The sequence below is a fragment of the Stackebrandtia nassauensis DSM 44728 genome (genome assembly GCF_000024545.1).
Classification (GTDB): Bacteria; Actinomycetota; Actinomycetes; order Mycobacteriales; family Micromonosporaceae; genus Stackebrandtia; species Stackebrandtia nassauensis.
Genome location: NC_013947.1, coordinates 5,068,851 through 5,091,048, shown reverse-complemented (window position 1 = coordinate 5,091,048; position 22,198 = coordinate 5,068,851). Strand labels below are relative to the sequence as shown.

Here is a 22,198-nt window from a genome sequence, read left to right as displayed (position 1 = left end):
AGCCCGCCAGCCCGCCAGCCCGCCAGCCCGCCGAGCTCCCTCGCGGGCCGCGCCAGCCAAGCCGCAACGCGCCGCCTTCGGCCAGGCCGCCCGCGAGTCGCGCCAGCTCCGGCCGGGCCGCGCCAGCCAAGCCACAATGCGCCGCCTTCAGCCAAGCCGCCCACAAGCCGACCCCGGCTCCGACCGGGCCGCACCCGCTCCGGCCTGATCACGCCAACCCCGTTCCCAAGCCCCCAACGCTGAGGGCCGCCCGGCGTCAGCCGGGCGGCCCTCAGGCTTGCTCAGTCGTTACGAGTCGCCGCCGGTCTCACCGGCTTCGGCCGCCGAGACGTCCTCGATGGCGTACTTGCGGGCCGCCTGGGCCGCCGCTTCGGTGGGCAGGTCGCCGCGGCGGGCCAGCTGGCGCAGCGCCGCCACCGCGATCGATTCACCGTCCACATGGAAGTGACGCCGCAGTGCACCCCGCGTGTCGGACTGGCCGAAGCCGTCGGTTCCCAGCGAGGTGTACTCGCCGGGTACCCAGCGGGAGATCAGGTCCGGTACCGCGCGCATGAAGTCGCTGACCGCGACCACCGGGCCGGAGCCGTCCGACAGCTGCTGGGTGATGAACGGGACCTGCTCCTCGGCGTCCGGGTTGAGCAGGTTGGCCTCCTCGCACGCGACCGCGTCGCGACGCAGCTCCGTCCACGAGGTCACCGAGTACACGTCGGCCGACACGCCCCAGTCCGCCGCCAACAGCTCGGCGGCCTTGAGCGCCCACTGCATGCTGACGCCCGACGCCAGCAGCCGCACCTTCGGCAGGTTGGCGTTGTCCGCCGCCGAACGGTACTTGTAGATTCCCTTGAGGACGCCGTTGACGTCCAGGCCGTCCGGCTGCGCGGGCTGCGTGATCGGTTCGTTGTAGACGGTCAGGTAGTAGAAGATGTTCTCCTGCTTCTCCCCGTACATGCGGCGCAGACCGTCCTCGACGATGTGCGCCACCTCGTACCCGAAGGCCGGGTCGTAGGTGAGCACCGCCGGGTTGGTGGCCGCCAGCAGCGGGGAGTGGCCGTCCTCGTGTTGCAGGCCCTCGCCGTTGAGCGTCGTGCGTCCGGCCGTGGCGCCCAGCAGGAAGCCGCGGGTCATCTGGTCGGCCGCCGCCCACAGGTGGTCGCCGGTCCGCTGGAACCCGAACATCGAGTAGAAGATGTACATCGGGATCATCGGCTCGTCATGGGTGGCGTACGAGGTCCCCGCCGCGATGAACGCGCTGGACGAGCCGGACTCGTTGATGCCCAGGTGCAGGATCTGCCCCTTCTCGGCTTCCTTGTACGACAGGAACAGGTCGCGGTCCACCGACAGGTAGTTCTGCCCGTGCGGCGAGTAGATCTTCGAGGTCGGGAACATCGCGTCCATCCCGAAGGTGCGCGCCTCGTCCGGGATGATCGGCACCCAGCGCGGACCGATGTTCTTGTCCTTCATCAGGTCCTTCAGCAGCCGGACGAAGGCCATCGTGGTGGCGACCTTCTGCTTGCCCGAGCCCTTCTTGACCACGTCGTAGGTCGACGACGGCGGCAGCTCCAGCGCCTTGTGCTTGGTGCGCCGCGTCGGAACCGGACCGCCGAGCGACTTGCGTCGCTCCATCATGTACTCGATCTCGTCGGAACCCTTGCCCGGGTGGAAGTACGGCGGCAGGTACGGGTTCTCCTCCAGCGCCGAGTCCGGGATGTCGAGGTACAGCCGGTCCCTGAACGACTTCAGGTCGTCCAGGGTCAGCTTCTTCATCTGGTGGGTGGCGTTGCGGCCCTCGAAGTGCGAGCCCAGCGTCCAGCCCTTGATGGTCTTGGCCAGGATCACCGTCGGCTGTCCGGTGTGCTCGGTGGCGGCCTTGTACGCCGCGAACAGCTTCCGGTAGTCGTGGCCACCACGCTTGAGGTTCCACACCTGCTCGTCGGTCAGCGGCTCGACCATCCGCTTGGTGCGCGGGTCGCGGCCGAAGAAGTGCTCGCGGACGAAGCCGCCGTCCTCGGCCTTGAAGGTCTGGTAGTCACCGTCGGGTGTGGAGTTCATGATGTTGACCAGCGCGCCGTCGGTGTCGGCGGCCAGCAGCGAGTCCCACTCGCGGCCCCAGATCACCTTGATGACGTTCCAGCCCGCGCCCCGGAAGAACGACTCCAGCTCCTGGATGATCTTGCCGTTGCCGCGCACCGGCCCGTCGAGCCGCTGCAGGTTGCAGTTGACCACAAAGGTCAGGTTGTCGAGCTCCTCGCGGGCGGCCAGGTGGATGGCACCCAGCGATTCCGGCTCGTCCATCTCGCCGTCGCCCAGGAACGCCCACACCCGCTGCTGCGAGGTGTCCTTGATGCCCCGGTGCTGGAGGTACCGGTTGAACTGGGCCTGGTAGATCGCGCCCTGCGGACCCAGACCCATCGACACGGTCGGGAACTCCCAGAAGTCCGGCATCAGCCGCGGGTGCGGGTAGGACGGCAGCCCCCCGCCCGGGTGCGACAGTTCCTGCCGGAACCCGTCCATCTGGTGCTCGGTCAGCCGCCCCTCCAGGTAGGCGCGGGCGTAGATGCCCGGCGAGCCGTGGCCCTGGATGTAGATCTGGTCGCCGCCACCGGCGTGCTGCTTGCCCTTGAAGAAGTGGTTGAAGCCCACCTCGTACAGGCTGGCCGCCGAGGCGTAGGTCGAGATGTGGCCGCCGACGCCGATCCCGGGCCGCTGGGCCCGGTGCACCATCATGGCCGCGTTCCAGCGGATGTAGGCCCGGATGCGGCGCTCGACGTGCTCGTCACCGGGGAACCAGGGCTCGGCCTCCGGCGGGATGGAGTTGATGTAGTCGGTGCTGGTCAGCGCGGGAACCCCGACCTGGCTCTCCCGGGCCCGTTCCAGCATCCGCAGCATCACGTACCGGGCGCGCTGCCGCCCCTGTTCGTCCACAAGCCCGTCCAGCGACTCGAGCCATTCGGCGGTCTCCTGCGGATCGATGTCCGGCAGCTGGCTCGGAAGGCCGTCACTGATGACCGGACGTTTACGTTCGTTGGTCACGGGCTGTTCCCTCTGCATATCGACTTTGATAGGACAAGGCGCTACCTCCTATCCTGCCTCCTCGCTCGCCCGACTTGTCGTAAGGGACCCGAGCGACTGGGACCGCCGACACACTCGCGCGCCCATCCATCGATGGCATTGCGTATTCTCACGGTGCGGCGTCTGTGAGTAGGCCCGCGTTACGAGCCAGGTGCGCCGGTGAGAGTCCGGTCACGACAAGAGGAGGATGCGCGACGTGAGTGCCACGGCTGGGTCGGCCGACGGCGTACGGACCATCATCGACAAGCTCGGCATCGACACCGATGCCGTCGTCATGGAGATCGGCTTCGACAGCGATATCGACTCCGCCCTGCGCGAAGCCGTCATCGCCAGGGTCGGCGAACTCCACGACGAGGACACCGACGAGGTGGTCGACGTGGTCCTGTTGTGGTGGCGGGATGAGGATGGGGACCTTGTGGACGTACTCATGGACGCGCGATCTCCGCTGTCCGAGGAGGGCGTTGTGTGGCTGCTGACCCCCAAACCGGGTCGGGACGGTCACATAGAGTCCGCCGAGATCTCCGAGGCGGCGCCTACCGCCGGTCTGTCGTCCACGTCCAGTGTGAACGCCGGGGAGGACTGGGTCGCCACCCGACTGGTCGCGCCGCGCGGCAGGTAACGTCGAGGCGCTAACGCGAGACTCTTACCGACGAATGGAGACGCACATGACCGTCGCCGTGGGAACCCAGGCGCCCGACTTCACCCTGAAGGACCAGAACAACCAGGAAGTGACCCTGTCGAGCTTCAAGGGCCACAAGAACGTCCTGCTGGTCTTCTACCCGCTCGCCTTCACAGGTGTGTGCGAAGGCGAGCTGTGCGGGGTCCGCGACAACCTGTCGTCCTACCAGAGCGACGAAGTCCAGGTCCTGACCGTCAGCGTGGACTCGGTGTTCACGCACAAGGTGTGGGCGGACAAGGAGGGCTTCGAATTCCCGCTGCTGAGCGACTTCTGGCCGCACGGCGGCGTCGCCAAGACCTTCGGCGTGTTCGATGAGGACAAAGGCATCGCCAACCGCGGCACCTTCGTCATCGACACCACCGGCACCGTCCGGTTCGCCGAGATGAACCTGCCCGGCGAGCCCCGTGACCAGGGCGCCTGGCAGAAGGCCCTCGCCGAGCTGACCGGCTGAAACCCGCTTCCCGGACCGGACGAGCGTCGCGTACGCTTGTCCGGTCCGTCACGACACGGGCGTGTAGCTCAGCGGAAGAGCACTCGGTTTACACCCGAGCGGTCGTAGGTTCGATCCCTATCGCGCCCACCAGATGAGGTGTCGGAGCCTTGAAGGCTCCGATGGAAGACGTATTACCCAAAGTGCGTGCGCCTGAGATAACTCATCGCCATGGCTTGGTCTTTCCACAAGTCTGCGATGGCTGAATGAACCTCGATCAGGAAGCCTGATGCGTCGAGTTCGTCGAACGCACCCGGTTTGACCGTGGCATTGGCGTCGCGAAGTCCAACGGACGCAACCGTCAGCCACCCGCCAGCGGACTGTCCCTCCAGCGGGGCGCCATCCCGTTCCTCACGAAAACGCCGCCGTCGCGCATCCCAGTGCGGACGATCGTCGAGTCTCAAGTCGGTGACCTCTCGAACCGCGGCGCAAAATCCCTCGTTTCTGCCGACGATGAGGGCATTCAGCACTGCGCTCAGCTGTGCTGCGACAGCCTGTTCGGACTTGTACTCGTAGTATGAATCCTCAGAGGTGAAGGATATGTCCACTTTGGTTCGATGGTGCAGTTGACCTTGTATACGATGGTCGGGGGAGAGCGCTCGCACGGACAAAGCGTCGAGAGTGTCAGCCAAGCGGCCCATTGATTACTCCTTCCGTGGGATCGTCAACCCTTGTCGCTATCTGCGTATGGAAAGATTTCAGTCTGTTCCCAATCGGGTTGCTTCTCGAATCCAGCGCCCGGAGCACCTTGCGTACTAATGGACCAGAAATTGGGCATCGCCAGATTCTTTGTTTTCCCGGGTTTGTAGTTCTTGAGGGGTGCGTATCCGGAGATCAAGTCCGCTGTGTCGCTCGAAGCCTGAAATCCGCTGGCTCCGTAGATTATCTTGCCGGCGCTATCGCGAAATATCACGCCAGCCTTTGCTACTCCCGCATCGTCGCAGTATTGCGAATCCACGGTCACGTTTATGTGATCGTCGGGGTCGTCCTGCTTGTTCGTCACAGTGGCGGAAATGCTGGCGAACTCGTGCACGTCATTGTTGGGCTGCCACCATTCGCCGACAGTGATCTCGGTTTTCACCGAAGGCGCGTCCTCGACCTCACCGATGGGAACACGTACATCTTCACCCGTACCAAATTCCTTGCCCGGCATTACATAGGGGATCGTCGACTTGCGGACCACAGATTCACCGTCGGTATTGCGAAGCGTGGGCCCGGACTTTTGCTTGAGCGTCATCTTGACGGTGACGTCTCGTGCGACGAGATCAGAAGAGTTCTCCACAAGAACGCCGAATGTCACGTCGGCGATGTCGCTTGCCTTCGCCAGATTGACTCCGTCTTCGGCGACTTCGACACCACCGTTCATTGGTGGGGATTCCGGCTCGGAGACCCCCGTGTCCTTCGACGAGTCACGGCAGTGTTCGGGAGTAGCGGAACCATTGCCGTTTGGAGGAGTGTCTCCATCATGGTTCCCAAAGATGCCCGTAGTCGCATAAATCGCTCCACCAGCGACGATCAGCAATACCGCCGATATGCTCGCTATCAACCATTTACGTCTTGACTTACTTGCGGCCGAAGAGGACACAGCTTCGTCATGTGACTCGGTACCTGGCTGATCGGTCATACCACACAACTTTCGTTGAGAAACTGCTAGAAGGCACGGGACACGTCAGATCTTGGGGAAGTCTTCGTGGTCTTTTTCTATGGCTTTCGCTGCGGCTCCGTCCGCTTCAGCGTAAGCGATCGCCGCCGCGACGAGAGCCTTGCCTACAAGGTGGAGGTTGGTGGCGGAGTTCTTCAGGATGGTGTGCAGCTCCTCTTGCAATCTAGTCCATTCGGGATAGAGGACGCCCGTGCTGCTGCCAGCGCCGTCATCACCGCCTCCAAACGGGCGGGTGAACGCGTCCGACAGTCCTGTTGTGGAGGAATCGACATCACCTGCGGCACCGTCGTACTCGGCAGCGAACGCGGGCAGAGTGGTATCGCCCGCGTGCCAGAGATCGTAAATGGATGTCGCCATGTGCTCGCCCTTGTCGATCGCTCCCATGGCGTCCTCATCCTTGAAGTCCGAATACCCGGGGTCGTTTCCCTTGTCCTTGTCGTCGAGTTGTTTGCCGAAGTCACGCATGCCGGGTCCATGCCCGGATTCCTTGCCGGGGCTTCGAGGCTCGAAATACGCTTGCCGCATGGTCAGCTCTATGCCGAGGTCACCGGCATTCTCGCCGCTGGCGCCCGCGATATCGACGACCTCCTTGCTCGTGGCAAGCAGGTAGAGTTCGTAGAGCATCTCACCTGTGGCGTATTCGATATCCACCACCGCTTTTTGGATATCGTTGGCGCGACTGTTCACCTGATCCATGAGTTCTTCGACGTTCCCCGCGTCGAGCGCGATCTTCGGGTCCGTTCCCCCGGAAGTCTTCTCGTACTTGCTGATCACATATTCGGCTGCGCCCGCGGACGCGGCGACCAGTCCGGCAACCGCGGAAAACGCCTGAGTGCCGGGTGCGAACGCCGTTACCGCCGCGGCTATACCAGCGACATTCGCTATGACCTTCAGTTTTTCCGAGTAGGTGGCGTCCAAGGACGCCCCGCCAGCATCCAGTGCGTCGATGGCGGCCTGTGCCAGGTTTTCTCCATCTTCCTTTGCGCCTCTGAACGCTTCCTTGGCGATGTTCAGAGCTTCCCGAAGCGCGATGGCAAGCACCGCCTGCCCCACCAGAATGTCGGGGAGACGGTCCATGTAAGTCACCTTGAAGACGTTGGCCGCCCGCCCCTTCCACGGCTCCAGTGTCGAACCCATCTTGTCCGCGACGGACCACGTGCCATTCCCGCTGGTGAGTTCCTTCTTGATGCTCGCTATATCGCCGTCGGAAACCTTGTTGCTTCCCTTCTGGATGCTCTCACCAAGTTCTTTGAGAGCCTTGCTATCTCCTTGATTCAGGGCCTGACATACATAGTCCATGTATGTCAGAGGGAGAGCGAGGTCGTCGTACTTGAGCTCACCGCACATGACCAGGTTGTCGATTATCGGTTGATACGAGTCATGGACGTCTTTCCAAGCCTGCGAGTCTCTCGGGACGTATATGAACGTCTCACCCTGAAGACCGTTCTCATACGTTCCGTCAGGTCGTCTCTTTGCTCCGGTGATATCCATGCCTGACGAATCGTCGAGAATGAAGTAGAACGTCGTTTCGGTTTGCTTGCTTTCGATGGTGTTGTCCGTTGCGGCTCGCTGAAGGTCCTTGGCCAACTTCTTGAGCCCAGAGCTCGTGTCGCCTGAACCGTGGCCACCGTCAGTTGACTCCAAGTCATTCACTGGACGTCCTCTCAGCGATTGTTTACACCCTGTTGATGGGGCCATCAAACCATGCGGACGCAAACGGACGAATTGGATATTATCGAGCATTTCGGACCAGGCGGGGCGACAGATGGTTTGGCTACGATGAGCGCGGGTCATGAGGGGCGGCAGTTCGTGTCGCCGGAACACGTGAGAGGTGTGGATGGAGCTGCGGGCCAATGCCGTTGCGGCGAGGATCGCGGGCGTTCTCGCGCTGGTCACCGGGTGCGCGATCGGGTGGTTCGCGCTTCAGGACATCTTCTATCTTGATGCCGGGATGACCGGTGGGTTGACCAGCATGGTGTTGGTGAACGTGCTCGGTGGTGCCGTTGGCGCCGGTACGTTGTTGGTCGCGGCGGGGTTCACGTTCGCTCGCAGGATTGCTGGCGCGTGGACGTTGTTTGGGCTTTGCTTGTTCTATGCGGTGGCCAATACCGTGTTGGCGCCGGTGTTGTGGGGCGTTTCCATCGGTGAGCAGTTGGAGTGGATCTTCGGGTTCGACAAGGCCAACGGCATCGCTGTGGGAGTGGCGACTATCTTCGCCATTCTGACGGCGGGTGCTGCGGGGATTGCCGCCAGCATGAAGTCGGTGTCTTCTCAGGGGGAGACGGCGCGGCGGTAGCGTTCGCCGAGGGTGCGGACGTGTTCGACCAGTTCGGGTGGTTCGGTGACCTGGAAGTCCAGTTCCAGCATGCCGATGTAGACGGCGATGATCGAGAGGTTGTCGGCGCCGGTGACCAGGACCGAGGTGGTGGTGTCGATGGCTTCGACCACGCCGACGGCCGGGTTGATGCGCGCCAGCACGTCTTCGGCCGGGGCGGCGACGGTGATGCGTGCGTGCACCTTCCATCCGGCTAGGGCGACGTCGCGCAGGACGAAGGCGGTGTAGTCGCCGCCGGGGAACGGTACCGGGTCGAAGCGTTCTCCGGTCGGCATGCGCGGCGTGGCCCAGTCGACGCGGTAGGTGTGCCAGTCGCCGGTTTCGGGACCGCGCGCGACGAGGTACCAGTGCTGTTCCCAGCTGATGAGCCGGTAGGGCTCGACCAGTACCGGCCAGTCCGCGAAGGGGGCCGAGGCGTCGTTGCGGCGGGGGGTGTCGTCGGGACGGTCGGGGGCGGTGTAGTCGAAGCGCAGCAGGTGGCTGTCGCGGATCGCCGCCGCGATCTGTGACAGGACTGCCGCGTCCACGTCCGGGGGTGGGGCGGGGGTTCCGGTGTCGTCCGGGCCCACCGATACCGCCTCGGTGAGCGCGGATACTTGGCGCCGCAGTCGGTGGGGGAGCACTTGCTCGAGTTTGGATAGTGCGCGTTCGGCGCTTTCCTGGATGCCGGTGACGCCGCGACCGGCGCGCAGTCCGATGGCGACGGCGACGGCTTCCTCGTCGTCGAGCAGCAGGGGTGGGAGTTTGGCTCCGGCACCCAGTTGGTAGTAACCGCCCGCTCCGCGAACGGCGTCGACCGGGTAGCCCAGTTCGCGGAGTCGGTCGATGTCGTTGCGGATGGTCCGTCCGGTGACGTCGAGGCGTTCTGCCAGCTGCGAGCCCGACCAATGTGGGCGTGATTGGAGCAGTGCCAGCAGGGCCAACAGTCGCGATGAGGTCTCGATCACACCGACATCTTAATAGGAACCGAATGTTCCTATTAGCCGGTTAGCGTTTCGGTCATGACGAACAACAACGAGATCCGCAGCTTCCGCATCGACATCCCGCAGGCCGACCTGGACGACCTCAACGACCGGCTCGCCCGCACCCGACTGCCCCGTCCGGCTCCCACCGACGACTGGGAGTACGGCACCCCCAACAGCTACCTGTCCGCGACCGTCGCGCACTGGAAGGACGAGTTCGACTGGCGCGCACAGGAAGCCCGGATGAACGCCTTCCCGCACTATCTGACCGAGATCGACGGACAGAACATCCACTTCATCCACGTTCCGTCCGCCGAGGCCGACGCGACACCGCTGTTGCTGCTGCACACCTATCCCGGCTCGTTCGCCGACTTCCTCGACATGATCGGGCCCCTGACCGACCCGGTAACGCACGGCGGCGACGCGGCGGACGCGTTCTCGGTCGTGGTGCCGTCCATCCCCGGTATGGGGTTCAGCACTCCGCTGAATGGGCGCGGCTGGACGATGCGCAAGGTCGCCGAGTCCTTCGACGCGCTGATGCGGCGGCTCGGCTACGACTCATACGGCGCCCACGGCAGCGACGGCGGCGCGATGATCTCGCGGGAACTGGGGCTGCTCGAACCGGAGGGCTTCCTGGGACTGCATGTGCTGCAACTGTTCTCGTTCCCGTCCGGTGATCCGGCCGAGTTCGCGAAGCTGGGGCCCAAGGACCACGAGGCGCTGGGACACATGCAGTGGTTCCAGTCGGTAGGCGGCTACAACCAGATGAACGGGACCCGCCCGCAGACCATCGGCGCCGCCATCGCCGACTCGCCTGTGGGACAGCTGGCCTACAGCGAACTGTTCAACAACTTCGGCAACGGGACCAGCCTGGTCACCACCGAGCAGATCCTGACCCAGGTGTCGCTGTACTGGTTCACCAACACCCAGGCCACCGCGGGCCGGTACCACTTCGAGGAGGGCCGGGCCGGAACCGAACCGGCGGTGAACCACTCCCGCACCGGGGTGGCGGTCTTCGCCGACGACTTCACCACGATCCGCGCCTTCGCCGAGCGGGACAACTCCAACATCGTGCACTGGTCCGAGTTCCCCGACGGCGGACACTTCGCGGCTATGGAACGCCCGGACGTGCTCACCGGCGACCTGCGGCAGTTCTTCCGCTCCTGACTCGAACCACGACGAAGCCGCCGACCCTGGCAGGGTCGGCGGCTTCGTCGTCCGCTCACGGTCAGTTCTGGTCCAGCACTTCGCGCAGTCTCACCGCGAAGGCCTCCGGCTCACCGGCCATACCGGATTCCTCACCCGTGAAACCGGCGTGGTGACTGGGGAACATGGTCGGCTCGATGCCCAGCCGTTCCGCGACCGCCGTGGCCGCCCGCGCCGGGAGTTCGCCCTCGGACTCGACGCCGACGGCGAGGACGACGCGGGTGGACGCGGCGCGCAGGGCGTCGAAGTCGTGCTTGTAGTGGTTGCTGTTGACGATGTTGCCCATCAACGGATCGTCGCGGGAGCCGTCGTCCTCGGTCGGCAGTCCGAAGGCGGCCGGGTCGGGGCCGGGCTGGTCGGTGTAGTCGTCGGGAAGCTCTCCCTTGTGCATGACCAGCGCGATGAACTTCGCCATCGCGGGGCCGAAGCCGCTGGCCTCGTAGGTGCGGCGAATGTCCACACACGCGGCCAGCGCGTTCTCGCGGTCGGGGACCTCCTGGGAGGCCGGGGGCTCGTGGGCCACCACGGTGCGCACCTGGTCGGAGTGCTTGGCCACCAGTGCCAAGGCGTTGACCGCGCCGCCGCTGGAGGCAAAGACGTCCACCGGTCCGGTTCCCAGTTCGGTGATGATCCGGTGCAGGTCGTCGGCGTGCTCGTCCGGTGTGGACAGGCTGGTGCCGTCGGTGCGCTTGCTGCGTCCGGCGCCGCGCGGGTCGTAGGTCACCACCGTGCGGTCGGTGAAGTGCCCTGCCAGGGTGGCGAACGCGGCGGCCTCCATCGGCGAGGCGAACATCAGCAGCGTCGGCTTGTCGGACGGGGCAGCGGGCTCACGGACGTCATAGGTCACAACGGCGTTGGGGACTTCGAGTTCGTGGCTCTTCGGGTCGGTCATCGGACTTCCTCTCATATCAATGTCGTTCGTTGTGCCCGTTGAGACGGGACGGGCGTGGGGAACTCATCGCGACCAACCGGGTTCGAGACGTGTCGTATGTCACATGGGTAGCATCCCTGCGATGTCCAGGCCCTCGGTTCGCCCCAAGCCCAAGCCGCTGTCAGCCCGGGTCCTGTTCTGGACCGGGCTGGTGCTGGTCGCGCTGCCGCTGCCGGTCATGGCCGTCACCGAGAGCAGCGCGAACCTGCTGTCGGGGGACCTGGACGACGTGGCGCAGGCCGTCGGGTTCTGCGCGCCGTTCGTCGGTTACCCGATGGTGGTCGCCGGACGGTTCATGGCCCGGCTCGCCCGGGACGGGGACGCGGCGCTGCCGACCCGGTTCGAGCGGGCGCCGCGGTTGCGCTGGTCGGCCGGGTTCGGCCGGTCCTTCCTGAACGCCGCCATCGTCGCGATCGTGGGGATCGCGGTGATGATGCTGGCCTGGGCCGGACTGACATCGCTGTTCACCGGCGAGACGCTCAGCTTCGACACCCAGCCGCTGGGCGCCGTCGGCGAGGGTGTCATGGCGTTCGCGATCAGCGGGCTGCTCACCGCCACCGCCTGGATGATCCTGGGCCTGTTCTGGTACGGCGGCCTTGTCGTCGGGTATTCGCTGTGGCGCTTGGGTTCCCGGAACTCGAACCGCGGCGAGCGCTCGGCGGCCGGAATGGTGGTGGCGGCGGTGCTGGTCGTCATCGGCGTCACCGGCGTCGTGGTGGCGGGCAACGCCGGGCTGCCCGCCGACAACACCGTCCTGCGTGGACTCATGGCGACGGTCGGGGCGCTGCTGCTGGTGGTGCCGTTGGCCTACGCGATCAGCGTCGGCTGGCGGCAGGGCCAGCGGCCCTGGGGGTTCACCGGCAAGCCCGACGAACCCGGCAAGATCATCGCCGCGGTGTTCCGGCTGTTCGCCGCGCTGGCGCTGCTGACCTGGCTGGTGACGGCGCTGCTGCGCGCCTGGCAGCCGTGAGGACGCCGCGTCCACGACGCCCAGCGGTCACAGCGTGACCATGACCTCCGAGACCGGCTTGCGGGTGATCGCGGGGACCTGGGCGCCGGGTGCCGGATAGCCGACGGGGATCAGCACGAACGGCCGCTCGTTGTGGGGCCGCCCGCACAGCTCGCCCAGGAACTTCATCGGCGAGGGCGTGTGCGTCAGGGTCGCCAGTCCCGCCTGATGCAGTGCCGCCAGCAGGAATCCGACCGCGATGCCCACCGACTCCTTGACGTAGTACGGCCTCGGCTCGGTCGGGCCCTTGTGGACCTCGAAGACGGCGATGAGAACCGGCGCGGTGTCCAGGAACGGCTTGCTGTCGTCGGTTCCCAATGGCGCCAGGGCTTTCAGCCACTCGTCCGAGGCGCGTCGGTCGTAGAACTCGCGCTCCTCGGCCTCGGCGGCCAGCCGGATCCGCTTCTTGACCTTGCGGTCGGTGACGACGACGAACCGCCACGGCTGCACGTTCGCGCCGCTGGGCGCGGTGGCGGCGGCCTCGACGCAGGCGGAGATGACGTCCAGGTCCACCGGTTCGTCGCTGAAGTCGCGCACGGTGCGGCGTTTGGCCATCACCTCGGCGAAGTGGCGCGCGTTGGCCAGGGCCCGCTCGGCGTCGATGTCGAAGCGGGGCGCGGGAACGGTGCTGATCTCGGCCATGGTCGTGATCCTTTCGGGACAGCCCGATGGGGCGGCTCCGCTGTAGAGCCACCCCATCGGGAATCGGTGTGGTTTATCCGCTGGTCACCACCACGTTGTCCACGGCGGCCTCGACGAGGCTGCCGGTGGACGCGTCGGCGGCGGAGACCACCAGGCGGACGGACTGGCCGGCGTAGGCCGACAGGTCCACTGTGTAACCCGTCCAGGTTCCGGAGCGGTTGCTGGCCGCGCCCGACACCGTGTGAACCGTCGTCGTTCCGGACGAGGTCTGGACACTGATCCGCAGGTAGTCGGCGGAGGAGGAGTTGTTCAGATGTGCCAGGTAGCCCTGGAACTTCAGCGAGGCGGACTTGCCGCTCGGCAGCGCGAACTGCGGCGAGGTCACCGAGGTGATGCCACCGTCCACGTCGTAGTCACCGGGACCGGTGCCCGCGCGGGGATCGGTCACCAGACACGTCGTCTCACTGGCGCAGTCGTTGCGCTGCAACGTCGTTCCACTGTAGGTGGTCGCTGCCGGGTCGCCGCGCGACCAGACGCCCAGGGTGGCGGTGTCGCCGCCGCCCGCGTTGGTCGTCCAGCCCTTGTCGCCGGTGAAGTCGTCGGTGAAGACCTCGACCGGTCCGGTCACGTCACCGACCTGGATGGAGTACGTCGCCTCCTTGGACCCGGAGGTGGCGGTTCCCTTGACGGTCACCGTGTAGGTGCCGTCGGGGGTGTTCGCCGCCGCCGAGACCGTCAGCGTCGCGCTGTTGCCGGACGTCACAGTGGACGGCGACACCGACGCGGTCACGGTCGAGTTGTTGGCCGTGGCCGACAGTGCCACCTGCTGCGCCGAACCCGAGGTCGTGGCGGTGTTGACGGTGGCGGTGGTGCTGCCACCCTGGTCGATCTTCCCGGAGGTCGGCGAGACCGAGACGCTGAAGTCGTTGGTGCCCTTCGAGCAGGTCGGGTCGCTGGAGGCCGGGACGCTGACCGCGTTGAACGCGGCCTTGGCGGCGTTGTACTCGGCGCAGGTCGGGAACAGGGTGCTGGTGGCGGCGAAGTTCAGCGCCGCCCGGCGGGCCTGGGTGTAGGTCCAGCCGGAGGTCTTGCCGTTCAGGGCGCCCATGAAGACCTGTCCGGCCTTCTGGATCCCGATACCGGAAAGGGTGGTGCCGTTGCAGGTGGTGCTGCCCGGCTTACCGGGGCCACCGGCCGCGGTGCCCTCGGCCAGCAGGTAGAACCAGTGGTTGATCGGACCGGCCGCCGCGTGCACCTCGGTGTTGGGAATCGAAGTGCTCCAACAGTTCGGGTCGCCCTGCGAGCCCGGGTTGGCCATGTCGCGGATCAGGAAGTCGGCGCGCTCGCCGACCAGGTAGTCCGGCGCGTCGTAACCGGAGGTGGTGGGCTGGTTGTCCCACCACTCGGTCAGGGCGCCGAAGATGTCGCCGGTGCCCTCGTTGAGTCCGCCGGTCTCGTTGTTGCCGCTGGACCCACCCGGGGTGGTCTGGAAGATGCCGTGTCCCAGTTCGTGGGCGACGACGTCGAGCGGCACCAGCTGGCCACCGGGTGCGTACCCGAAGGTGGCGGAGCTGCCGTTCCAGAAGGCGTTCTGCTGCTGCAATCCGACGTACAGCGGGTAGTAGCCGCCGTTGCCGTTGATCCCGTTGCGGCCCAGCCAGGTGCTGAGCATGTCGCCCTGCTGTCCGGCCGCGTACATGGCGTCCACACAGGCGGTCACGAGATCGGAACCGGTTCCGTTGCCCCAGGTGTCGTCGGCGTCGGTGTAGGGCTGGCCGCCCTGCCGGGCACAGGAGAGACCGTTGCGGGCGGGGTCACGCATCACATAGGAGCCACCCGAGGAGGTGGTCCCGAAGGTCACGGTTCCGGGAGTCCCGTTGTAGTGGGTGTTTCCGGTACCGGCGCGGGTCACCTCGGACTTCTCCAGCACCTTGCCGGAGACGGCGTCGGTGTACACATAGGTCTCAGTGGGCATGCCTTCGGACGTCTTGGCGTCCACGACGGTTTCCCAGGCCAGGGCCGGGTCGCCCCAGGCCAGCACCACCAGGCGCGGGTCACCCTGGGCGTCGCCCTTGGTGGCCTTCTCGGCCTTCTTGGTCGCGGCGGACTTGGAGACCTTGGGGTCGATGCCGACACTGATGCGTTTGGACTGCGCGGCTTGCGAGTACTTGACCTCGCCGCTGTTGTCGGTGACGACGACGAAGTCGCCGCCCACCACGGGAAGGCCGCGGTATTCGCGTTCGTAGCTGACGTATGTCAATCCGTGCGAGCGTTGGGCGTCGACTCGCTGGAACTTCTCCTTGTCGGCGTCGGCGTGTATCTCTTTGGCATGGGGCTCGATATAGGCGTCGGCGGATTTGGCCGCCGTGTCAAGGCTGACTTCGGGTTTGACAGAGTCGGCGGTGTGGTTCCCGGCGACAGAACTGGTCAAGATCCCGGCGGCCAGAGCCAAGACAGCGCCAAGGGCAATATGGCGTTTCAAGGGATTGTCTCCTCTCGGGATGAACGGTGGGCTGTCCGTTCACTCATCCCAAGGTGGAGACTGGCAGAGTTGATTGATGACAGTCAATGACTACTTAATAGCTGTATGAAGATGTTTAACTGTCCATTGGTGTTTACCTGTGTGTACCTGGCGAATCAGCGAATTAATGCACACCGCGTAGTGGGGCGCACACAAGTGACAATGGATTCCGAGTTCACTTGAACTAAGTACAATTGTCGGGTTATGCTGGGCTCATGCCGCGAAACACGCTGACCAGCGACCAGATCGTCCGCGCCGCCATCGAACTGCTGGACGCCGAGGGCCTGGACGGCCTCAACATGCGCGCCCTGGGCGCCAGGCTCGACTCGGCCGCCACCGCCGTCTACTGGCACGTCAAGAGCAAGGACAACCTGGTCCGGCTGGCCGGTGACCGGGTCTGGGGCGAGATCAAACTCCCCGATGTGGACGAGAACAACTGGCGCCCGGCCGCTCTCGCGCTGGCCAACAGCCTGCACGCGATGCTGACCGACCACGCCTGGCTCGGCCCGGCCTTCGGCAGCTACCTGTTCTACGGTCCCGGCAAGGCCCGCTTCGACGACCGCAGCCTGGCGGTGTTCGAAGCCGCCGGGTTCACGCCGGACGAAGCCGACCAGGCGGCTGGCACGGTGATGCTGTTCGTACTGGCCAGCTCGCTGAGCACCTCGATGGAGCTCTCCCTGACCCGCCGCATCAGCCGCGCGGGCGGCGACCCGACCGAGCAGATGCGCGAAACCATCGCCAAGCAGAGCGAGATCGCGATGGACTACCCGTACCTGCGCGCCCGACTGGATTCCACCGCCGCCACCGACTACACCGCCGCACCCGACAACAGCTTCAACTTCGGCCTAGAATCCATACTCGACGGATTCGAGGCCCGGTTGAAGGCCAAGGGCCGTGGCTGAACCTCAATCCCTGTGCATCCGGGCAAGGTCCGCCGACGCCCGGCTGTCTATCGAGGACTTGACACCGTCGATCACGGTCCCCAGCACCATCATGAGGATCACCGGGCCGGTGGTGGCGATGAGCTGCCCCAAGGCGTCGGCCAGCAGGGCCAGGTAACCGGCGACTCCGGAAGCCACGGTCAGGGCGATCCAGCGCAGTACCAGTCCGATGCTGGGAGCGGGTGGCGGTTCGGGCCGTGGCGGGCGGGTGCCCTCGACCCGGGCCTTGAGGTCGTCGATGACACGGTCGCGGACCTTCAGGTACAGCTGCATCGCGCGGATCAGTCCGGATCGGACGTTCAGGTCCATCGCGATGAAGCTGAGGATCAGCAACGACCATGCCACCACCAGCTCCTGGCGGGTCAGCTTGATGTGGGCCCAGAACCCGATCGTGCAGATCGCCATGGGCCCGAACCAGCGGAAGGTCCGGAACCAGAATGGGTAGCGGACCTTCGAGACGGCCTCCCGGAGTGTGAACATCCACTGCCGGTTGTATTCCAGTACCGGTGCCGCCACCGCGCCCGTCAGCCAGATCGCGTCGAGGCCGAGATCGAGGATCCGAAGATCGCCCATGGCCTCGGCGACTCCGGCACCGGAAGGATCGCGCAGCAGGGATACCAGCGGCACCGCGATCAGTCCCTTGGTGAGGAACACAAAGAACAGTGCGACATAGACGGACGCCATCGACGGCATGGGATCACCGAGGAAAATGTCGAAGAGACGCATCGACCGCAAACCGATGTATCCGGCCGCGAGAACCCCGATGCTCACGGCGACAGCGGCGCCCACGTATAGCCATGCCAATGCTCTTCACCCCTGGAGCGAGTCCGTGCCGATCGCGAATCCCACGCGCCGTTGGGGTTCAGGCTATCGGATCCGTCAAGAGGGGCTAGGCCACGGCGACGATCTCGCCGTGTAGGACGGTGAACCAGGCGTCGGCTTCGGCGCCCCAGCGTTGCCAGCCTTGGGACAGACGTTGGAGATCGGCGGGGCTGGCGTGGCCATTGTCGACGGACGTGGTGGCGATGCCGGAGCTCGTGATCCGTTCGGCCCACATGCCGCTCCACCACTCGCGATCGGTGGGGGTGGCGTAGCACCAGACATCGGCGGAGGGGGTGACCGTTTCGAATCCGGCCTCGTGGGCCCAGGCCAGGAGGCGGCGGCCCGCGTCGGGTTCGCCGTGGTTGTCGCGGGCGACGCGGCGGTACAGGTCCAGCCATTCGTCGAGTTCGGGGATGGCGGGGTACCACGTCATGGCTTCGTAGTCGGCGTCTCGGGCGGCGACGATTCCGCCGGGGCGGCATACGCGGCGCATTTCGCGTAGTGCGGCGATCGGGTCGGCGACGTGTTGGAGGACCTGGTGCGCGTGGACGACGTCGAAGGTGTCGTCGTCGAAGGGGAGACTGTGGACGTCGGCGACTTGGTAGTCCACGTTGGTCAGTTGGCGGTCGTCGCCGAACGCGCGGGCTTCGGCCAGTACTGATGCGGAGGTGTCGACGGCGGTGACGGCGGCGACCCGTGCGGCGAGGTCGGCGGTGATGGTGCCCGGGCCGCAGCCCACGTCCAGCAGTCGCTGGGTCGGTGCGAGGTGGTCCAGCAGGTAGGCCGCCGAGTTCTCGGCGGTTCGCCAGCGGTGGGAGCGCAGCACCGAGGTGTGGTGTCCGTGGGTGTAGACGGCCGTCACGGGGTTTCCTTTCGCCGTTGGGGTTTCGTGCCCAACGTAGACGGTGCTTTCAGTATTTGGGAGGATTATCTCGGATCGTGGACAAGTCCGGCCGTGAGTGCGTCGATCGTCATATTGAGGACCTTGGGGTAGTCCTCGCCGAACTCGTGGGCGTGCAGGGGGAGGAGCAGCACCGCTCGCAGGGCGCCGACGACGATCGTCGGATCACCTTTCGGCAGCTCGCCGCGGGTTTGGCGGTCGGTGACGAAGGCCATCAGGTCGGAAAGGCCGCTGTCTCCGGCCTGTTCGAAGGCGTCGGGGCCGAGTTTGCGCTGGACCATGGCCATCTCCTCGGGGTGGGTGACCAGGCGGCGATACAGGGGGTCGGTGTCCAGGACGGTGACCGCGCCGCGCAGGTAGCGCCGCAGCGCGTCGAGGGTGTCGGTGCCCGCGTTCAGTCCTTCCTCGACGGTGAGGCGGCGGGTGTTGCCGAACTGGTCCAACAGCAGCTCCAGGTACAGCGCCTCCTTGGAGTCGAAGAAGGAGTAGAACGTCGACTTGACGATCCCGGCCGAGACCACCAGGTCGGCCAGTGCGGTCTTGCGCAGTCCGACGGTGGTGAACAGCCGTCGACCTGCGGCTTTGAGTTCGGCGGTGATGTGGTCACGTTCGCCATCGCTGAACGCCACTGGCATGGGTGGGATTCCTCTCGATTCTGAAAACAAAAATATGATATGGTTTTTTGAACTTCAACTCAAAGGATAACCCACATGCGTGCAGTGATCATCGGAGCCGGAATCGCGGGCCTGTCGGCGGCACTGCGGCTGCGAAAGCTCGGCTGGCAGACCCTGCTGGTCGAAAAGGCGCCCAGCCGTCGCGGCGGCGGATACGGCGTCACCTTCGGCGGCATAGGCTACGACGGCGCCGAGAACCTGGGAATCCTGTCCGCGTTGCGGGACAAGGAATTCGTCACCAGTGAACTGGTCTACCGCAAGGTCGACGGACGGCGCCGCTTCGCCATGAACGGCGCCACCATCGCCGCGACGATGGGCGAGAAGTCCTTCGGCATCCTGCGCGGCGACATCGAATCCGTGCTGTACGAAGCGGTCCGCGACCACGCCGAATTCCGGTTCGGCACCACCGTCACCGCGATCGACCAGGACGACGACACCGTCTACGCCACCCTGTCGGACGGCAGCATCGAGGCCGCCGACCTGCTCATCGGCGCCGACGGCCTGCACTCGGCCACCCGCGCGCTGGTCTTCGGCCCGGAGGACGGCTACCGGCTCGACCTCGACCACAAGGTCGCGGTGTTCATGCTGAAGAACCGCCCGGCCGAGTTGCGCGAAGGCGAGACCGGCTCCATCAGCGAGGGCGGACGCACCTTCGCGATGATGAGCGTCGGCGACGGACGCACCTCCGCGTTCTTCGGCTATCGCACCGATGTGGACGGAGCTGACACCGACGAGGGGCCCGAGACCGTGCTGCCGAGGCTGTACGGCGACATGGCCTGGCTGGTTCCACAGGCGCTGGCGGAACTGAAGACCGCCGACTCGGTCTACTTCGACTCCATCAGCCAGATGGTCGTCGACAGGTGGAGCCACGGCCGGGTGGTGTTGCTCGGCGACGCGGCCTGGTGCGTCACGCTGTTCGCCGGATACGGCTCCTCGCTGGCCGTCGGCGGCGCCGACCTGCTGGGCTCGGCCATCGAGCGGCACCCCGGCGACATCCCCGCCGCGCTGGCGGAGTGGGAGACCCAACTGCGGCCCGAGACCGAGCGCAAGCAGAAGATGGGCCGCCGGGTCAAGGGCGTCTACGCGCCCCGCAACAAGTTCGTCCTGGAACTGACCCAGCTGCCGCTGCGGTTGGCCTCCTCCGCGCCGGTGCGGCGCTACATGCAACGCAAGTTGCAGGTTCAGGGCTTAAGGAACCCCTGGGTGTACTCGTCGATCTCCGCCCGCAACGCGGACTTCGACGCGTCATCCATGAAGGACACGTCGACGGCGTTCTTCGCCAGCGAAGCGACGCCGTCGACGTCCAGGTCCAGCAGCCGGACCGCCACCGCGTACTCGTTGTTGAGGTCGGTGCCGAACATCGGCGGGTCGTCGCTGTTGATCGTCACCGTCACGCCGGCGGCCACCATCTCGCGGATCGGGTGCTCGTCGAGCGACTCCACCGCGCGGGTGGCCAGATTGGACGTCGGGCACACCTCCAGCGGGATGTCGTTGTCCGCCAGGTGCCGCAGCAGTTTCTCGTCCTGAGTGGCTGAGGTGCCGTGGCCGATGCGCTCGGCCCGCAGCTCGGTGAGCGCGTCCCAGATGGTCTGCGGCCCGGTGGTCTCACCCGCGTGCGGGACACTGTGGAGTCCGGCGGCGATGGCGCGGTCGAAGTACGGCTTGAACTGCGGTCGCTCCACGCCGATCTCGGGACCGCCCAGACCGAAGCCCACCAGTCCCTCGGGGCGCAGGTCGCAGGCCAGCCGGGCGGTCTCCTCGGCGGCGGGGATACCCAGTTCGCCGGGGATGTCGAAGATCCAGCGCAGCTGGACGCCCAGCTCGCGTTCGGCCGAAACACGAGCGTCCTCAATGGCCTCCATGAACGCCACCTCGGGGATGCCGCGTTTGGTGGAGCTGAACGGCGTGATGGTCAGTTCCGCGTAGCGGACGTTCTGCCGTCCCAGTTCCCGCGCCACCTCGAAGGTCAGCAGCCGGACGTCCTCGGCGTCGCGGATCAGGTCCACGACGGTCAGGTACAGCTCGATGAAGTGCGCGAAGTCGCGGAAGGTGAAGTACTTCGCCAGCGCTTCGGGGTCGGTGGGCACATTAGAGCTGGGGTGCCGGGCGGCCAGCTCGGCGACGATACGCGGCGAGGCCGAACCGACGTGGTGTACGTGCAGTTCGGCCTTCGGCAGTCCGGCGATGAAGTTCCGCAGGTCAGTCAACTCTCACTCCTCGAATGGTTCGCAACAGCGTACGGCGGTGAGAGTCGGTGTGGCCGCGGCCGGTGGGCCGGGTGGCCCAGGCGACAGCGCTACGCCAGCTGCACGATCTGGATCAGGTTGCCGCAGGTGTCGTCGAGCACCGCGGTGGTGACGGTGCCCATGTCCATCGGGTCCTGTGTGAACGTCACGCCGAGATCCTTGAGCCGTTTGACTTCCGCGTGGATGTCGGCCACGGCGAACGAGGTCAGCGGGATGCCGTCGGCGACCAGCGCCGCCTTGAACGTCTTCGACGCGGGGTGCCCGTCGGGTTCCAGCAGCAGCTCGGTGCCGTCGGTGTCGTCGGGCGACACGACGGTCAGCCAGGAGGCACCGCCGCCCACCGGAACGTCGGTCTTCTTCACGAAGCCCAGTTTCTCGGTGTAGAACGCCAGCGCCTTCTGCTGGTCGTCGACATAGACGCTCGTGATGTAGATCCTCATGATCGCTCCCTCGTCTCGTCGCGGAGCACACGACGGACGAGCTCGATGACGCCGTCGCGAACCCGCCGTGTCCCCAGTTCCCGTGCCGTGACGGCGACCAGTTCGGCGGCCATCGGGGCCAGTATCACGTGCGCGCCGACCTCCGGATCGGGAAACTCCCGCATTTCCGTCAGCAGGATCGCCACGTGCCGGTGCCAGAACCGGTACGCGCCGATGCGGTACCGCGCTCCCGGCGACGCCGTCTCGGACATCCGCACCAGCTCGACGTGCGGCAGCAGGTAGTCCAGGTACGCGACGGTGAACGCTTCGAGTCGTTCGCCGGGTGGCGCTCCCGGTCCCAGCGGCGGCTCGCCACTGAGGATGCGCTGTTGCAGTTCCCGTTCCCGGGTGTCCAGCAGCGCGTTGGCCAGGCCGCTCTTGTCGCCGAAGCGGCGGAACAGCGTTCCCTTGCCGACGCCCGCGGCGGCGGCGATGGCGTCCATGGACACCGCGTCGACGCCGTGTTCGGCGAACAGCCGGGCGGCGGCCTCGACGATGGCGGCGCGATTGCGGGCGGCGTCGGCGCGTTCGGACGGCTGTGGCGTACGCAACTGCGACAGCTCCACATAAGCGGACTGCGGTCCGGTACTCTTCTCAGGCACAACCGGACTGTAGTCCATATCTTTGA

20 protein-coding genes, 1 tRNA gene and 1 pseudogene are annotated in these 22,198 nt (G+C 65.9%); 8 read left to right on the top strand and 14 right to left on the bottom strand.

The window, feature by feature from the left end; all coding sequences use genetic code 11:
- Window positions 1–288: 288 nt before the first annotated feature.
- Window positions 289–3,030 (bottom strand): pyruvate dehydrogenase (acetyl-transferring), homodimeric type, encoded by a 2,742-nt coding sequence (aceE, locus tag SNAS_RS23700; protein WP_086013330.1) that lies wholly within the window; start codon window positions 3,028–3,030, stop codon window positions 289–291.
- A 235-nt stretch (window positions 3,031–3,265) separates the two neighbouring features.
- Here aceE and SNAS_RS23695 point away from each other — a divergent pair, with 235 nt between their 5' ends.
- The 3 genes from SNAS_RS23695 (at window position 3,266) to SNAS_RS23685 (ending at window position 4,331) form a co-directional block, all read left to right on the top strand.
- Window positions 3,266–3,688 (top strand): DUF3052 domain-containing protein, encoded by a 423-nt coding sequence (locus SNAS_RS23695; protein ID WP_013020005.1) that lies wholly within the window; start codon window positions 3,266–3,268, stop codon window positions 3,686–3,688.
- A gap of 46 nt (window positions 3,689–3,734) precedes the next feature.
- Window positions 3,735–4,199: a peroxiredoxin gene (locus tag SNAS_RS23690; RefSeq protein WP_013020004.1), complete on the top strand. Its 465-nt coding sequence runs from the start codon at window positions 3,735–3,737 to the stop codon at window positions 4,197–4,199.
- A 57-nt stretch (window positions 4,200–4,256) separates the two neighbouring features.
- Window positions 4,257–4,331, top strand: a tRNA-Val gene (locus SNAS_RS23685).
- Between the two features lie 41 nt (window positions 4,332–4,372).
- Here SNAS_RS23685 and SNAS_RS23680 read toward each other — a convergent pair.
- From SNAS_RS23680 to SNAS_RS23670, 3 genes are read right to left on the bottom strand one after another with little or no spacing between them, the layout of a single operon-like run.
- Entirely contained in the window at window positions 4,373–4,879 is a 507-nt protein-coding gene (locus SNAS_RS23680; RefSeq protein ID WP_013020003.1) for a hypothetical protein, read from the bottom strand.
- Between the two features lie 23 nt (window positions 4,880–4,902).
- Window positions 4,903–5,862, bottom strand: coding sequence for a hypothetical protein (locus tag SNAS_RS23675; protein WP_144300614.1), 960 nt, complete (start codon window positions 5,860–5,862; stop codon window positions 4,903–4,905).
- A 45-nt stretch (window positions 5,863–5,907) separates the two neighbouring features.
- Entirely contained in the window at window positions 5,908–7,554 is a 1,647-nt protein-coding gene (locus SNAS_RS23670; protein ID WP_013020001.1) for a hypothetical protein, read from the bottom strand.
- A gap of 184 nt (window positions 7,555–7,738) precedes the next feature.
- On the opposite strand from SNAS_RS23670, the gene SNAS_RS23665 reads away from it, so the two are divergent.
- Window positions 7,739–8,197 carry a hypothetical protein gene (locus SNAS_RS23665; RefSeq protein WP_013020000.1) on the top strand — a complete coding sequence of 153 codons (459 nt, stop codon included), beginning with the start codon at window positions 7,739–7,741 and terminating at the stop codon, window positions 8,195–8,197.
- On the opposite strand, the gene SNAS_RS23660 is transcribed toward SNAS_RS23665, so the two are convergent.
- On the bottom strand, window positions 8,173–9,183 hold the full coding sequence (locus SNAS_RS23660) for a helix-turn-helix transcriptional regulator (RefSeq protein ID WP_013019999.1): 1,011 nt from the start codon (window positions 9,181–9,183) through the stop codon (window positions 8,173–8,175). The genes SNAS_RS23665 and SNAS_RS23660 overlap by 25 nt on opposite strands.
- Before the next feature lie 54 nt (window positions 9,184–9,237).
- Between SNAS_RS23660 and SNAS_RS23655 the strand changes: the two genes are divergently transcribed.
- Window positions 9,238–10,365, top strand: a complete 1,128-nt coding sequence (locus tag SNAS_RS23655; RefSeq protein WP_013019998.1) for an epoxide hydrolase family protein — start codon at window positions 9,238–9,240, stop codon at window positions 10,363–10,365.
- Window positions 10,366–10,426: 61 nt separating this feature from the next.
- Here the strand turns inward: SNAS_RS23655 and SNAS_RS23650 are convergent, their stop codons facing one another.
- The gene (locus tag SNAS_RS23650; RefSeq protein WP_013019997.1) at window positions 10,427–11,296 is read right to left on the bottom strand and encodes an alpha/beta fold hydrolase; all 870 of its coding nucleotides are present in this window, start codon (window positions 11,294–11,296) and stop codon (window positions 10,427–10,429) included.
- A gap of 121 nt (window positions 11,297–11,417) precedes the next feature.
- Between SNAS_RS23650 and SNAS_RS23645 the strand changes: the two genes are divergently transcribed.
- Window positions 11,418–12,305, top strand: a complete 888-nt coding sequence (locus tag SNAS_RS23645) for a hypothetical protein (RefSeq protein WP_013019996.1) — start codon at window positions 11,418–11,420, stop codon at window positions 12,303–12,305.
- A gap of 27 nt (window positions 12,306–12,332) precedes the next feature.
- Here the strand turns inward: SNAS_RS23645 and SNAS_RS23640 are convergent, their stop codons facing one another.
- Both SNAS_RS23640 and SNAS_RS23635 read right to left on the bottom strand, forming a co-directional pair.
- A complete protein-coding gene (locus tag SNAS_RS23640; protein ID WP_013019995.1) occupies window positions 12,333–12,986 on the bottom strand; it encodes a nitroreductase family protein in 654 nt (217 codons plus the stop codon).
- A 73-nt stretch (window positions 12,987–13,059) separates the two neighbouring features.
- On the bottom strand, window positions 13,060–15,468 hold the full coding sequence (locus SNAS_RS23635) for a M4 family metallopeptidase (RefSeq protein ID WP_013019994.1): 2,409 nt from the start codon (window positions 15,466–15,468) through the stop codon (window positions 13,060–13,062).
- A 254-nt stretch (window positions 15,469–15,722) separates the two neighbouring features.
- On the opposite strand from SNAS_RS23635, the gene SNAS_RS23630 reads away from it, so the two are divergent.
- A complete protein-coding gene (locus tag SNAS_RS23630) occupies window positions 15,723–16,409 on the top strand; it encodes a TetR/AcrR family transcriptional regulator (RefSeq protein WP_013019993.1) in 687 nt (228 codons plus the stop codon).
- Between the two features lie 3 nt (window positions 16,410–16,412).
- Here SNAS_RS23630 and SNAS_RS23625 read toward each other — a convergent pair whose 3' ends face one another.
- The 3 genes from SNAS_RS23625 to SNAS_RS23615 form a co-directional block, all read right to left on the bottom strand.
- Complete coding sequence (locus SNAS_RS23625) at window positions 16,413–17,132, bottom strand: hypothetical protein (RefSeq protein WP_144300613.1); 720 nt, start codon at window positions 17,130–17,132, stop codon at window positions 16,413–16,415.
- A gap of 205 nt (window positions 17,133–17,337) precedes the next feature.
- The gene (locus SNAS_RS23620) at window positions 17,338–18,132 is read right to left on the bottom strand and encodes a class I SAM-dependent methyltransferase (protein ID WP_013019991.1); all 795 of its coding nucleotides are present in this window, start codon (window positions 18,130–18,132) and stop codon (window positions 17,338–17,340) included.
- Window positions 18,133–18,197: 65 nt separating this feature from the next.
- Window positions 18,198–18,806 (bottom strand): TetR/AcrR family transcriptional regulator, encoded by a 609-nt coding sequence (locus tag SNAS_RS23615; protein WP_013019990.1) that lies wholly within the window; start codon window positions 18,804–18,806, stop codon window positions 18,198–18,200.
- Between the two features lie 75 nt (window positions 18,807–18,881).
- Here SNAS_RS23615 and SNAS_RS36920 point away from each other — a divergent pair.
- Window positions 18,882–19,805 (top strand): annotated as a pseudogene (locus SNAS_RS36920) (FAD-dependent oxidoreductase); the annotation flags it as partial.
- 221 nt (window positions 19,806–20,026) lie between these two features.
- Here the strand turns inward: SNAS_RS36920 and SNAS_RS36915 are convergent.
- From SNAS_RS36915 to SNAS_RS23595, 3 genes are all read right to left on the bottom strand, one after another.
- Window positions 20,027–21,052 (bottom strand): adenosine deaminase, encoded by a 1,026-nt coding sequence (locus SNAS_RS36915; RefSeq protein ID WP_041625134.1) that lies wholly within the window; start codon window positions 21,050–21,052, stop codon window positions 20,027–20,029.
- 89 nt (window positions 21,053–21,141) lie between these two features.
- Complete coding sequence (locus SNAS_RS23600; protein ID WP_013019988.1) at window positions 21,142–21,531, bottom strand: VOC family protein; 390 nt, start codon at window positions 21,529–21,531, stop codon at window positions 21,142–21,144.
- Entirely contained in the window at window positions 21,528–22,190 is a 663-nt protein-coding gene (locus SNAS_RS23595) for a TetR/AcrR family transcriptional regulator (protein ID WP_013019987.1), read from the bottom strand. Before SNAS_RS23595 ends, SNAS_RS23600 begins: the two co-directional genes overlap by 4 nt.
- Window positions 22,191–22,198: the final 8 nt, after the last annotated feature.